The organism is Lactiplantibacillus sp. ME-2 (assembly GCF_022549155.1).
In the GTDB taxonomy this organism is placed as follows: Bacteria; Bacillota; Bacilli; order Lactobacillales; family Lactobacillaceae; genus Lactiplantibacillus; species Lactiplantibacillus plantarum.
In genome coordinates this window covers 46,240-59,798 of record NZ_JAKZEQ010000018.1, presented here as the reverse complement: position 1 = coordinate 59,798, position 13,559 = coordinate 46,240, and the positions used below count along the sequence as shown (strand labels likewise).

The following is a 13,559-nucleotide window of genomic DNA, read 5'->3' as shown; positions in this document are numbered from 1 at the left end:
CCCTTTCGTCTGTGTGCTTTATCGGTACTGGCTAACTTACTATTGCAATTTGCGATGAGTATTCGTATGTTATTGGGTTGAAATTATCTTCAGGAAAATTGCCAATTCCTAATTTGTGTCTAGGGCCGGTGAAAGCTGGCTTGAAAAATTATCATCGAAGCATTATTGTTGCGCTACGTAATCCTGTCGCAAGAATCATTCCGAATTTAAAAATCCGAACAGTGATTATTAATAAGCGGCATCAAAAGGTCATTATTAAGAATACGAAAACGGGTGTCATGATGGCGCCAAACACAGTTTTTAAAGCACCAATGCCATTAGGATCACAACAATTACAACCGGGTGATTATCAGTTACAAATGACGGTTAATAATCAGCGTCATCATTGGCGATTTAAACGAGATTTTCATATTAGTATGACAGCAGCTCAAAAATATAATCATGAGTCAATTGATAATAAGGGGGTTAGTATGTGGATGCTAATTGGAATTGGCGCAATTTCAATGCTAGTACTGGGGTTAGGGTTAGGCGTAATCGTCTGGCTATGGCGGCGACAACGGCGGTCGAAGGATTAGGTTAATTAATGGGGGTAGGATGGTGCAACGGTTTAGCGTGTGTGTAGCAACCATTTTAATCAGTTTAATAATGTTAACAATAACGGGAGTTGCGGCCGTTGGGGGGCGGTCAACAGTCACCGTTAGCTTTTATGCTGGTCAGAGAACTCAGCAACAGATAGATAATCGCAACGTTAAGATTCCTAATGGGACCAGGCCATATCGTGTGGTGACAGAAAAGACGTTGACAAGACCAAAGGGGTATTATCAATTGCCACAGACTGATGAGCAGCTCTTAACCTGGTTTTATGCGAGTTTCGGTAGCGTGCTACTGATATTATTGATGGTTATCCGTTGGTTTAATAAAGAAAGCTATTGCTAGGTAAGGAGGGACCGTAGAAGTGAGAAGGTTACTTACTGGCACGTTGGTCGTGGGTGGGCTGTTATTGGTAGTTTGCCTCATGGCTGTTAATGGGCAGGCAAAGGTTGTCGATGAGCCGACCAGTGCGATGCAGGATATTACAACTAATTTCGAACAACGAACAATTGGTCGAGTGCCATGGCCCATTACACACATTGCGGCTAATTATGTGCGAGATGGTCACATGACGCACAAGACTAGTCGAGTGAAAATTACTTTAGGTAAAGGTGTAGTACATTCGCCGAATGGTAAGGGATTATATAATTTATGGGATCTGGTTTTGAATCGCCAAGGCAAAGAGTATGGTGCAACTTTCCTGGCTTATAATATCAATAATCGAGTTTGGCGACCGCATCGAACAGATACTATCAAGACGCATGGAATCAAAGCAGGTCAGCCGGTTTGGATTGGTAATAAGAGCAGTACTAATGCGAGCAGTAATCCCATTCGAACACTGCCTGCTTACATGGTAACGAAGCAGTACTGTCAAATGGTTAGTCAGATTAAATTACTGGATTTGAGGCTAATAAGCGCATCATTACCGGGACGGGCACACAAGGTGGTGATCTAATCACGGCTAAATTTGGTAATCAGATCAAAAAAACACGAGTCGATCATGAGGGGCGCTGGCAGATGAAATGCTTTAGCGGTAATGGTCGCTTGATGGTAACGGAAACAAATGCGTATGATGATATTCCAGGGCACACTGAAACGGTGATTAATAACGGAACTCCACGAACGGATGCGACGATTAAGCTCAACTTGTTTTTAACTAATGGTCATACCTTTTCAACCGCTAAGGGACGCAAGGTATTAGTGACCGGAATGATCTTGGGGACTGATCAGAATGATTTTGATCGCGATGTTGTTTTAAAAAATAACGCACTAACCATCCACTTTGCCCATGCTGATGGAACGCCCATCGCTAATTATAAGGCTAATGGTTCGGTGAATGAGCCAGATAAGGCGGGGTATTTTCATCTGAAATTACCCACTGAATCGCTTAAACAAGGGCCTAATGATGTGAAAGTGTGGGTGTCAGATCAACACGGCCAACGATCTAATATTGATACGTTAACAGTTAATGTAAATTCAGGACTCATGTTTGGTCAAATCAATGCTCAAATGCGTTTTCGGAGTAACACGATTCCACAAAGCGAGCGCTTATTATCGCCCACAAATCAGTGGCAAATTGAGGTTCATGATACGCGATCAGTTGCTTCAAAGTGGTATGTGTATGCCACCGCAACTAAAATGAAGTCTGCTCAACACTCATTAATTGGGGATTTGGTCTATATTGATGCTGCTGGTCAAAAACATGTGATGACCAATCAGGAAACGTTGGTAGGCCATGGCACACATACAAATCCTAATCAACAAACTACTAATATTGCAGCAACCTGGCAAGCGCGACAAGGTATTTTTCTCGATGTTCAGCCCGAATTGTATGCAGGATCCTATCATGGAAAGATCAATTGGAGTTTGCAAGATACACCACAATCTTGATGAGTGGAAGAAAGATGTCATCAAGATGTGTTAGTTAGTCATTAAGGAAATTATGAATGACCGTCAAGATTGTTTTGGCGGTCATTTTAGTGTGATATCGTTGCAAGGTTACTTATAAATTTGTAAAAACGATTCACCAATACCAGACAAGCTGAGTTGATTGGACTATAATGATTGGAAGTTATAGCGGGGTAAGGGAGAACGTTTGATGAAAACTTTTAAGAGTATTATGAGCTGGGTACTACCAATTGTAGTGGGGTTACTCGTCGCCATGGTGATCAGGCACTTTATTTTTACGATGGTTCGGGTGGATGGACCGTCAATGGAACCTAACTTAGATGACAATGAGCGCGTCGCCGTGGTCAAGACAGCTAAGATTCAGCACCTCAGTGTCATCGTTTTTAACGCCTATCAAGTTGATCCAGACGCACGCTCCAAGACGGTCAAATATGTCAAACGAGTGATCGGAATGCCCGGTGATACAGTTAAATCTGAAGACGGCCGACTCTATGTCAATGGCAAGCTTGTCCCGCAGAAGTTCATCAGTCAGTATGAGCGGACGCAGGGAACGACAAATTGGGATTTGAGTACGCTGGAGAACCGTTACAGTTGGAATCTGAAAACAACTAAGGTCCCTAAGCATTCGTACTTTGTGTTAGGTGATCATCGGTCAGTGTCAAATGATAGTCGTTACTGGGGATTTGTCCCAGCCAATAAGGTGTTGGGCGTGGTCAAAGTGCCATTTTGGGACTCGAATAAGACTAAGCGCCATAATATTAATTCAATTAGTTACTGAATAGCAGCCAGCGCGACTCGTTAGTGAGCGCGCTTTTTTTTGTATGCTCACCAACTGAATGGTAGGGGGGGGAAACTAGGTTACTTAGTCATTCTTTACAGGGAGAACAATGTGGGATGGTTAAAGTGACTAATCTTGTTCAGAAAAGCAAACAAAAGGTAGCATCTAAATTGAATTTAATGGTCAATAAGCCTAGAATAATGGCAAGTATCACGATGGAGGCTGGTAAATATGGCAACTGAACTAACACCGGATGCACTTGCCGCTTTACGGACAACGCATGCGCAGGATCGAATGGCACCAGTATTGACGCGAGCGATTACGAAGAATGGGATTGAGGCTGCAAGTTTTGATAATCAAGCTGCGAGTCGCTTAGCGCGGACTTTTTCTGTTGAAGTACCAACGGGTAAGGTCAGTAATCAGAAGCACAGCGGTCGTTGCTGGGAGTTTTCATTATTAAACACGCTCCGGCATAAGTTTGCGACCCGGTATCACGTCAAAGACTTTGAGTTATCACAAAACTATTTGTTTTTCTGGGATAAGATTGAAAGGGCTAATATTTTTTATCGGAATGTTGAACAAACGGCGCGTCAGCCGATTGATGACCGGCTTGTTCAGTTCTTATTTGCTAATCCGGGCGAAGATGGTGGTCAGTGGGCGATGGCGGCCAGCTTGGTTCAAAAGTATGGCGTCGTTCCAGCTAGTGTGATGCCAGAGTCCTTCAACACTGATAATACGACGGCATTTCAAGCCAGTTTATCACGGCAGCTTCGTAAAGATGGGTTAAAACTTCGGCAACTCGTGATGGATGGTGCAAGCGAGGCCGAGCTACAATCACTGGAGAAATCAATGTTGCAAACGGTCTATCGGATGACGGCGTACTCATTTGGTGAACCACCAACTAGCTTTGATTTAGAATATCGTGATGATGAGCAACAGTACCATCGTACGGCTAATTTAACGCCTCAGCAATTCTATCAGGACTACTTTGAAACTGATCTGGATGATTACGTGGTCGTTACTAATTCACCAGATAAGCCGTTTAATCGACTTTATAGCTTGCCAGACGAGGATAACGTGATTGGTGGTAAGCCTATCGAATTTTTGAACCTTGATATGGGTGTGCTGACGGACGTTGCTGTGCAACAGTTACAGGCTGGCGAAACGGTTTGGTTTGGCAACGATGTGCTGCGACAGATGGACCGGAAGACGGGATACTTGGATGCTCATTTATTTGAAACTGGCAAGTTATTTGGAACCAACGATCATCTGACTAAGGCGCAACGGCTGTTAACAGGTGAAGGTGAAGTTAGCCATGCCATGACGTTAACCGGCGTTGACTTAGTGGCTGATACGCCAACTAAGTGGAAGGTCGAAAATAGTTGGGGTGAGCAAGTAGGTGATCAAGGCTACTTCGTAATGAGCCAAGATTGGTTTAATGAGTACGTCTATGAAGTAGTTGTTCACAAGCATTTCTTGGCACCGGAATTTCAGGCGCTGCTTAACGAACGTGCACAGCGGCTACCCGCATGGGATCCGTTGCACTAGGAGGGTAATGTGATGGGAATATTTTCAGAACGATTAAAAGAAGCGATGCAACAAGCGAACATAACCTCTGCTCAGTTATCTAAACAAACGGGAATTGGTCGTTCATCAATCAGCCAGTGGTTAAGTAATAAATACGTGGCTAAACATGATAAGGTTACGGCGTTAGCGGCGGTACTGAATGTGTCGCCAGATTGGCTGCTAGGTACGACTGATGTTGCAACAGCGGTGGCCCCGGAAGCGGTACCGATTCCAGTGTCGGTCACGCCAACCCCTGCCGTTGACCCCGAATTAATAACATTGTGGGAACAGCTGGATACCAAACAACGATCTAAGTTGATCAAAAAGGCACGGAAGTTGTTGACTAAGTCGGCCGAACAGCCCAACACAAAGCGGAAAAAGAACAAGAAAAAGAAAAAAGGCAAGAAACGGAAATAAGGCAATGCAAAAAACAACTTTTGCTCCTCAGCTCGTCGTGAGGAACAAAAGTTGTTTTTGACTGTCATGATGAATTATCAGGGGTTGATAATGGTGAACTAAATGGTCCATTTTTCCCAGTCACGCGCCCAAATCAGTCCCATGACGCCTTCTCCAACGTGAACCCCAACGACGGGACCGATCTCGCCTTCATCGATGGTGAGATCAGGAAAGCTAGCCTTCAAGTCAGCTGTCCATTCGGCTTGGAGTTTCGGATTGTTGCCGTTTTCGATTGTGACGCGAAGTGAATAGTCAACGGCAGCAATCTCGGCAGCCAGCTTGGCTTTGATGGCTGCGTATGCCCGCCGCATCGTTCGTTCTTTTTGAATAGCGACGATCTTGCCATCTTGAAAGGTCAGAACGGGTTTAATGCGTAAGAGGTTGCCAACGAGTCCAGAAGCGTTTGAGAGCCGACCAGTCCGAACCAAGTGACTGAGATTATCGACAACAAAATATACGCCGGTTGTTTCACGGATTTTTTTGAGCTGAGCAATAACTTGTTCGGGTGAGTATCCTTCAGTGACTAATTTAGCAGCTAACAAGACCATGTAAGCTTCTCCACCAGCCGTAATTAGTGAATCAAACGGATAAACCTTGATGTTGGTTACGTTTGGCAGGTAACTTTCGAGATTAGTAATAAAGCTGGTGATACCAGAAGAAAGATGGATACTAATGACAGCATCATAGCCCGCCTTTGCCAGCTGATCATAAGTCGTTTGCATCTGACCAAGGGTAATCTGAGTGGTCGTTGGTAACTCAGGCGCGGTACGCATTCGTTCATAAAATTCTTTGGACGTTATTTCGACGTTTTCTAAGTAGGTTTGGTGACCAAAAATAACAGTAATTGGGACGACGTGAATATGATACTTTTCAACATCGGCCGCTGAGAGGTAGCTTGCGCTATCCGTTACAATTGCGGTTTTCATTTTTCCCCCGCTTTCATTTGGTGAAAGTATTGCCTAACATTATAACGCTTGTCAGTAGTTGAAAGCTAGCTTTGATGAATAGATTAAGGCGATTAATGTTTGAAATTCTCAACAACTAACGTCATAATGAGAATCATTAAATGGGGGAGGGCGCAGGATGACCAAACGAATTGAGATAAAACCGGCAACAGCTGCGGATCAAGCAGCGCTGGCTGAAATATATTTAGTGGACCGTCAGCAAGATTTTCCATGGGTCACTGATCCACAACTGCAAGATTTTAACGAAGACAGCCGTGGTGAATTCGTGCTGGTCGCGTGGATTGATGGTCAGCGGGCTGGCTTTTGTTCGTTGTACCGGCTGGCCAACTTCATTCATCTGCTTTTTGTGGCCCCAGATTTCCGCCACTTGAAAGTTGGTGAACGGCTACTGACAGAAATGCGCCAGTATGCAACCGAACCACTCACGTTGAAGTGTGTGATGGCCAACGAAAATGCCCTGCGATTTTATGTGCAAGTAGGGTTTCGAATTGTCAAAGCAGATGCGGACGCGCTCCCACCAAATTATACGTTGCGTGATACGCATACTGAGCAGTACGTGGCATTAGTGGATGTTATGGCCAATGAGCGCAAACTTAATTAATCTAATTTATTTTTAATTTTAAGGTTGACATTGTGATAATCTGGCGCTAGAATCTAATCATTAATTAAATTTAGATTAAAAACCGTGATAAGGAACGGTGCTAAGCTGGTTAGTTAGCGAGCTGCGGATTGGTGTAAGGCAGTCAATACCACTTAACATAGATCACCTTGGAGTTGCGCCTCGAAATTCGTGGAGATGGTGCTGGATGGTACCCATTAATGTACCGGCGTATCGCAATTGCTGTACGTACTAAGGTGACTATTGTGAAGTAGTCGCGAATAAAGGTGGTAACCCGTTCTGGACGTCCTTTAATTAACTCATAGGAGTTAGTTAAAGGACGTTTTTTTATGATTTAAAGGTGGTGAGGAGTATGGAATCGGACATTCAGGTGGCTAGTTACCAACAAATGTGGGCAATGGTAACTAGTCGCACGAGGACTTGCTCCTCGAGTAACACATAGGTCAACAAGGAATCAAAAACACATAGTATAACTGAGTACTCCGGGTAGATCACATACGATACCACGTGTATCGATTAACACATAGTTTTAGCAACGTGCAATTTATACGTTTAGGCACACATAGTTTTAACATGAACGATATTTATGACCCGTAGTCTTAATAATTCGTATTTAAGACGCCCGTACGATTAAGTTAGCGCACTGAATGAATACATCCAAATAATGAAGTGACAACTAGATTAATTGTAATGAGTTAACGTATTAGCAATGATTAGACGGCCTCATTACGAACACATATTAGGATAACAGTAACCACAAACACATAATGGAGGTTTTATAATGACAACTACCACCACAGAAACAGAAACTCAAGTTGCACAACAGCTATTTACGGCCTATCAGACACAGCATGCGTTAACAATGGCTTATTTTACAAGTAGTGTCGCTGACGAAGACGCTGCGTATCGAGTTCAAGCCGCGTTAACGGCCTTAAAACAGCAGCCGGTTGGCGGATACAAGGTCTCGTTGACGAGTGCGGAAACTCAAAAGATGTTTGATGCTCATACGCCGCTGTACGGTGCCCAGGTTGCAGATCACTTTTTGGCGGCACCAACCACGGTTCGACGCGGGCAACTAATGGACCCACTCGTCGAAGTTGAGTTGGTCTTTAAGGCTAAAGAAGCCCTGTCAACCACCGATTCATTGACCGATTTATGGCAAAAAACGACTGTCGCGCCGGGACTTGAATTGCCAGATTCACGTTTTGCTGACTGGTTTCCCGATTTGCCTAAAAATTTGGTGGTCGCGGATGCCGCAGTCGGTGGGCTAGTGGTATATGGAACTGAACGGGAGACTGCCGAGTTGTTCGCTTCAGCTGATGCAGTAGCAACGCCAAAGTGTACGCTAGTCCATGATGGGGAGACGGTTAAAACTGGTCAAGCGAGTGAAGTGTTGGGTAACCCGCTTGAGTCATTGAAGTGGTTAGTCGGCAAGCTTGCAGAGCAAGGTAAGACATTAACGGCTGGTCAACGAGTTTCGTCGGGGACGTTTGTCCTACCACCACATTTGACCGCGGGGCACTGGCAAGCCGACTTCGATGCCGGGCTGGGACAGGTCGCACTGGATGTAACGGAAGCCTAAGTAAAATAATTACGAAAAAGGCCTTCATAAATGTCATGACATTTATGAAGGCCTTTTTGAAGTGTTGCTAAATGAATGTTTTTCAGATGATTAGTAATTTTCAAAGATTGGACAGACTGCTAATTATCCAATTTGTAGACCAGAATGTTTCACGTGAAACATTACTTATTTAAACGATGGTAGTTTTGATCAAAGTACTTGCCGCTGCGAATATCATTCGGCATTTCTTTGTAAGGTGCTTCACTGATTACATCTTCATTGTTTTGGCCGGCGTCGTCCATGTAAGTAATATTGGCAAATTCGGGTACAACTAGTTTTGGATAAGTGGCATACTTTTCACGAGACTGTTCCATTAAATCGATGTGTTCGTTTTGGTAAGTGACCGTAATTTCAGGGTGTTCTTCAACCCACTTTGGGAAGAAAATCGTACCGTGTAGTTTCTTCTCATTGGGCATGAAGTCTAGTGCAACGTCAGTCCCAGTTGGTTCAGTCCAAGAAATTTTGTAAATGCCTTCGGTCAACATGACGATGTCAGCTTTTTGATCAGTGACCCAACGACCGGCAACCATCCCACCGTGGATTCGGTAATCAACGGTGTGGTCGTTCTTGGCGTACCACTCGTATTCCCAGCCGTTATCATAAGTGTAGATAAAGTGTGTGCCGAGAAAGTCATCAAGTATTTTAAAAGTTTTTGTCATTAGAATTACCTTCCTTATGTCTAATATGTCATTTTAATCATGTAATTTATTACATGTTTTAAACAACAAGGTTAGTGTATACTGTTATCAAGGAATCGTCAAGGAGGAATTTCCAATGGCGCAAAAAAACAAGTTACAATTTATTATTCTAGGGTTATTAAACCAGCAACCATTAACGGGCTATGATCTAACTAAAGCCTTTGATGACGAGATCGGTGAATTCTGGCAAGCTCAACATAGTCAAATTTATCCGCAATTGAAGCGACTAGAAGAACAAGGTTACGTCACGCATGAAATTACGGTCAGTGGCGAAAAACTTGAAAAGAAACTCTACCATATCACCGCAACTGGTCGGCAGCTGTTACATGAGTGGATCAGTGTCGGTACACCAGACTTAACCGCTACGAAAGATGAATTTATTTTAAAACTATACTTTATTCAAACGGATCGTGATCCACGCCTACTAGCGATGTTACAGGAACAGCTCACCCTGCACACAGCTAAGTTAGCACACTTACAACAGCGATTGGCGACCGTTTTCCCGCAAGCTAAAGCTGCTAAGCAACATTATGGTCACTATTTGATCTTACAACATGCGATCGGACGAGAAGACTACTATGTGAATTGGTTGAAGCAGACGTTGAAAGCCTTACCGGAGTAATGGGGAGAGTGCTGCCGCTCTAACTGGTGGCTGGAATCATAGCGTTAAAAGCTACCCTTAATTATTTAGAGCGGCGTTTGAAGGAAATCAGCTTATGATTATATGCGTGTGAGAAATGGTGCCGTTTGAATTCTGAAACTGGTATAATGGCAGTGGTCAATATCAATTCACTTCAATGAGGAGATTAACTATGGAAAATCAAAAAATGCAAGAGCCACTTGTCTATCGGCGAATTTTACTGACCGTTGATGAGGACGATAATACCTCTTCAGAACGTGCGTTTCGATACGCAACGACTTTGGCCCACGACTATGATGTTCCGTTGGGAATTTGTTCGGTGCTGGAAAGCGAAGATATCAATATCTTTGATTCATTAACACCGTCGAAGATCCAAGCTAAACGGAAACACGTTGAAGATGTTGTTGCCGAGTATGTTCAGCTTGCTGAACAACGAGGCGTTAATCAAGTAGAGCCGCTTGTCTATGAAGGCGGTGATGTGGATGACGTCATTTTAGAGCAAGTTATTCCAGAATTTAAACCAGATCTATTAGTGACCGGTGCCGATACTGAATTTCCACATTCTAAGATTGCTGGGGCAATTGGTCCGCGTTTAGCCCGAAAAGCACCTATTTCAGTTATCGTTGTTCGGTAATCAAGACTCGGGACAGGGATTAAGATCCAAGCTGATGAAATTTTAACAACCGCAAGCTCATCATGGCTAATGAGGAGCTTGCGGTTGTTTTTGACTGCTATTGTTCATTAATGAACTTAACAATTGAATTTTTTTATTGGCTATAAATACTGCTAAACATGAGTTTATAAGTGTACTGTTTGGATGATATTAAATAATTTTTCAAATTCTTGTTGCATTATGAGCAAGGATGGCTATAATAAAGTTTGTAAAATAATTCACAAAGGAATTGAACGGAGGAAGCACTTCATGATTAAGACAGAAAAAAATCAAACAAGCAAAGTTACTGACGAAGTTGATCAATTAGTTCAACGTTCTAAGAAAGCATTAGCTATTTTGAAGTCATATACCCAAGCACAAATCGATGATTTATGTGAAAAGGTTGCGGTTGCCGCACTGGACAATCATATGAAGTTAGCCAAGTTGGCGGTTGAGGAAACCGGTCGGGGTGTTGTTGAAGATAAGGCGATTAAGAACATCTACGCCAGCGAATATATCTGGAACAGCATGCGCCATGATAAGACAGTCGGCGTCATTAAAGAAGACGATGAAGAGCAACTAATGGAAATTGCTGAACCAGTTGGTATCGTAGCCGGGGTTACACCCGTAACGAATCCAACTTCAACAACGGTTTTCAAGACGTTGATCTCATTAAAGGGGCGTAACACGATCGTCTTTGGTTTCCATCCTCAAGCTCAGAAATGTAGTTCTGCGGCTGCTGATGTGATGCGGGAAGCGATTAAAGCTGCTGGTGGTCCAGCTGATGCTGTTTTATACATCGAACACCCAAGCATTGAAGCAACCGACGCCTTGATGCACCATACGGATGTTGCGACGATCTTGGCTACCGGTGGTCCAAGTATGGTGACAGCCGCTTACTCATCAGGTAAACCAGCACTGGGTGTTGGTCCTGGTAACGGCCCAACTTATGTTGAAAAAACAGCTGACATTAAGCAGGCGGTTAACGACATTGTTTTATCGAAGACGTTTGATAATGGGATGATTTGTGCTTCTGAAAATAGTGCCATTATCGACAAGGAAATTTATGCTGAAGTTAAAGCTGAATTTATTCGTTTGGGTTGCTACTACGTTAAACCTAAAGATGTGCAAGCCTTGAGTGATGCTGTCATTGATCCTAACCGGCACACAGTTCGTGGTCCAGTTGCTGGTAAAACAGCTTATCAAATCGCACAAATGGCTGGCTTGAAAGATGTCGCTAAGGACTGCCGGGTCTTGATTGCGGAGATTAATGGTGTCGGTATCAAGTACCCATTATCCGGCGAAAAATTATCACCAGTTCTGACCGTTTACAAAGCGGATTCGCATGAAGCGGCGTTCAAACGGGCTAATGAATTACTTCACTATGGTGGCTTAGGCCATACTGCTGGGATTCATACGACCGATGATGCATTGGTCAAAGAATTTGGCTTACAAATGCCAGCTTGCCGGATCTTAGTTAACACGCCATCTTCAGTTGGTGGGTTAGGTAACATCTACAATAACATGGCGCCTTCATTAACTCTGGGCACGGGATCATATGGTGGCAACTCGATTTCTCATAACGTTACAGATATGGATCTGATTAATATCAAAACTGTGGCAAAACGGCGTAATAACATGCAATGGGTCAAAATGCCTCCCAAAGTCTACTTCGAACGCAATTCCGTTCGCTACTTGGAACACATGGCCGGGATTAAGAAGGTTTTCCTAGTTTGTGATCCTGGGATGGTTGAATTTGGCTATGCTGATCGAGTAACGGCGGTCTTGAACAAGCGGACTGATCCGGTTGATATCGACATCTTCTCAGAAGTTGAACCGAACCCGTCGACTGACACAGTCTACAAAGGGGTTGCCCGGATGAAGGCCTTTAAGCCAGATACAATCATTGCACTCGGTGGTGGTTCTGCAATGGACGCCGCTAAGGGGATGTGGCTCTTCTATGAACACCCAGAAGCTTCCTTCTTAGGTGCTAAACAGAAGTTCCTGGATATCCGGAAGCGGACGTACAAAGTACCAGTATCTGAAAAAGTAACTTATATTGGGATTCCAACGACTTCTGGGACTGGTTCTGAAGTAACGCCATACGCGGTTATTACGGACTCCAAGACGCACGTCAAATACCCGATTACGGACTACGCAATGCAACCAGATATTGCGATCGTTGACCCACAATTTGTTGAAACGGTGCCAAAGCGGACGACGGCTTGGACTGGTCTCGACGTAATTACCCACGCAACCGAAGCATATGTTTCAACGATGGCTTCTGACTTCACACGCGGCTGGTCAATTCAAGCTTTGCAATTAGCCTTCAAGTACTTGAAAGCTTCTTATGATGGTGACAAGATGGCTCGTGAGAAGATGCACAATGCCTCAACGCTAGCTGGGATGGCCTTTGCCAATGCCTTCTTGGGTATCAACCACTCGATCGCCCATAAATTAGGCGGGGAATTCAACTTACCACACGGATTGGCAATTGCGATCACGTATCCGCAAGTCGTTCGTTACAATGCTGAAATCCCAACGAAGTTAGCAATGTGGCCGAAGTACAACCATAATACTGCCTTAGCCGACTATGCCAACATTGCCCGGGCCTTAGGGTTACCAGGCAAGACCGACGAAGAACTCAAAGAAAGCTTAGTTAAAGCTTACATTGACTTGGCTCACTCAATGGATGTGACCTTATCCTTGAAAGCCAACCGGGTCGAAAAGAAGCACTTTGACGCCACCGTCGACGAATTAGCCGAACTGGCCTATGAAGACCAATGCACGACCGCTAACCCACGCGAACCTTTAATCAGTGAATTAAAGGCGATTATTGAACGTGAATGGGACGGCCAAGGTACTGAAAAATAGCCCTTTGTGAATTAAGGGAGCCCGCGCTCATGATGAGCGCGGGCTTTTTTGTTCTTTTATGACTACTTGATTGGGCGATTAAGCGTAAGTTTACACAAAACTAAAAATGTATATTTATGTTAAATATTGTGTATTTTTTTGGTAAATCCTGTTGATGGTATCCTAACCGTTTGTTACGGTAATGGAATTAA

At 43.8% G+C, this 13,559-nt stretch carries 14 protein-coding genes; 12 read left to right on the top strand and 2 right to left on the bottom strand.

What is annotated here, in order from left to right:
• Nucleotides 1-41 precede the first annotated feature (41 nt).
• The 7 genes from MMY95_RS08300 to MMY95_RS08270 all read left to right on the top strand — a co-directional run bounded on the left by MMY95_RS08300 (nucleotide 42) and on the right by MMY95_RS08270 (nucleotide 5,260).
• A complete protein-coding gene (locus tag MMY95_RS08300) occupies nucleotides 42-575 on the top strand; it encodes a DUF3324 domain-containing protein (protein ID WP_347192195.1) in 534 nt (177 codons plus the stop codon).
• A 70-nt stretch (nucleotides 576-645) separates the two neighbouring features.
• On the top strand, nucleotides 646-936 hold the full coding sequence (locus MMY95_RS08295) for a cell surface protein (RefSeq protein ID WP_223843864.1): 291 nt from the start codon (nucleotides 646-648) through the stop codon (nucleotides 934-936).
• 19 nt (nucleotides 937-955) lie between these two features.
• Nucleotides 956-1,546 (top strand): hypothetical protein, encoded by a 591-nt coding sequence (locus tag MMY95_RS08290; protein ID WP_241277589.1) that lies wholly within the window; start codon nucleotides 956-958, stop codon nucleotides 1,544-1,546.
• 62 nt (nucleotides 1,547-1,608) lie between these two features.
• Complete coding sequence (locus MMY95_RS08285; protein ID WP_241277588.1) at nucleotides 1,609-2,481, top strand: hypothetical protein; 873 nt, start codon at nucleotides 1,609-1,611, stop codon at nucleotides 2,479-2,481.
• A 208-nt stretch (nucleotides 2,482-2,689) separates the two neighbouring features.
• Nucleotides 2,690-3,277: a signal peptidase I gene (lepB, locus tag MMY95_RS08280; protein ID WP_003641616.1), complete on the top strand. Its 588-nt coding sequence runs from the start codon at nucleotides 2,690-2,692 to the stop codon at nucleotides 3,275-3,277.
• A 231-nt stretch (nucleotides 3,278-3,508) separates the two neighbouring features.
• Nucleotides 3,509-4,825 carry a C1 family peptidase gene (locus MMY95_RS08275; protein WP_003641614.1) on the top strand — a complete coding sequence of 439 codons (1,317 nt, stop codon included), beginning with the start codon at nucleotides 3,509-3,511 and terminating at the stop codon, nucleotides 4,823-4,825.
• Between the two features lie 12 nt (nucleotides 4,826-4,837).
• Nucleotides 4,838-5,260 (top strand): helix-turn-helix domain-containing protein, encoded by a 423-nt coding sequence (locus MMY95_RS08270; RefSeq protein ID WP_016511073.1) that lies wholly within the window; start codon nucleotides 4,838-4,840, stop codon nucleotides 5,258-5,260.
• A 98-nt stretch (nucleotides 5,261-5,358) separates the two neighbouring features.
• On the opposite strand, the gene MMY95_RS08265 is transcribed toward MMY95_RS08270, so the two are convergent.
• Nucleotides 5,359-6,225 (bottom strand): DegV family protein, encoded by an 867-nt coding sequence (locus MMY95_RS08265; protein WP_003646195.1) that lies wholly within the window; start codon nucleotides 6,223-6,225, stop codon nucleotides 5,359-5,361.
• A 157-nt stretch (nucleotides 6,226-6,382) separates the two neighbouring features.
• On the opposite strand from MMY95_RS08265, the gene MMY95_RS08260 reads away from it, so the two are divergent.
• On the top strand, nucleotides 6,383-6,865 hold the full coding sequence (locus MMY95_RS08260) for a GNAT family N-acetyltransferase (RefSeq protein ID WP_241277587.1): 483 nt from the start codon (nucleotides 6,383-6,385) through the stop codon (nucleotides 6,863-6,865).
• 799 nt (nucleotides 6,866-7,664) lie between these two features.
• Nucleotides 7,665-8,465: a 2-keto-4-pentenoate hydratase gene (locus MMY95_RS08255; RefSeq protein WP_104796046.1), complete on the top strand. Its 801-nt coding sequence runs from the start codon at nucleotides 7,665-7,667 to the stop codon at nucleotides 8,463-8,465.
• Between the two features lie 161 nt (nucleotides 8,466-8,626).
• On the opposite strand, the gene MMY95_RS08250 is transcribed toward MMY95_RS08255, so the two are convergent.
• Nucleotides 8,627-9,163, bottom strand: coding sequence for a phenolic acid decarboxylase (locus MMY95_RS08250; RefSeq protein ID WP_003646197.1), 537 nt, complete (start codon nucleotides 9,161-9,163; stop codon nucleotides 8,627-8,629).
• Between the two features lie 115 nt (nucleotides 9,164-9,278).
• Between MMY95_RS08250 and MMY95_RS08245 the strand changes: the two genes are divergently transcribed.
• From MMY95_RS08245 to adhE, 3 genes are all read left to right on the top strand, one after another.
• Entirely contained in the window at nucleotides 9,279-9,824 is a 546-nt protein-coding gene (locus MMY95_RS08245; RefSeq protein ID WP_003641608.1) for a PadR family transcriptional regulator, read from the top strand.
• Between the two features lie 190 nt (nucleotides 9,825-10,014).
• Entirely contained in the window at nucleotides 10,015-10,476 is a 462-nt protein-coding gene (locus MMY95_RS08240) for a universal stress protein (RefSeq protein ID WP_003641607.1), read from the top strand.
• A gap of 288 nt (nucleotides 10,477-10,764) precedes the next feature.
• Nucleotides 10,765-13,368 (top strand): bifunctional acetaldehyde-CoA/alcohol dehydrogenase, encoded by a 2,604-nt coding sequence (gene adhE, locus MMY95_RS08235; protein WP_003643605.1) that lies wholly within the window; start codon nucleotides 10,765-10,767, stop codon nucleotides 13,366-13,368.
• Nucleotides 13,369-13,559: the final 191 nt, after the last annotated feature.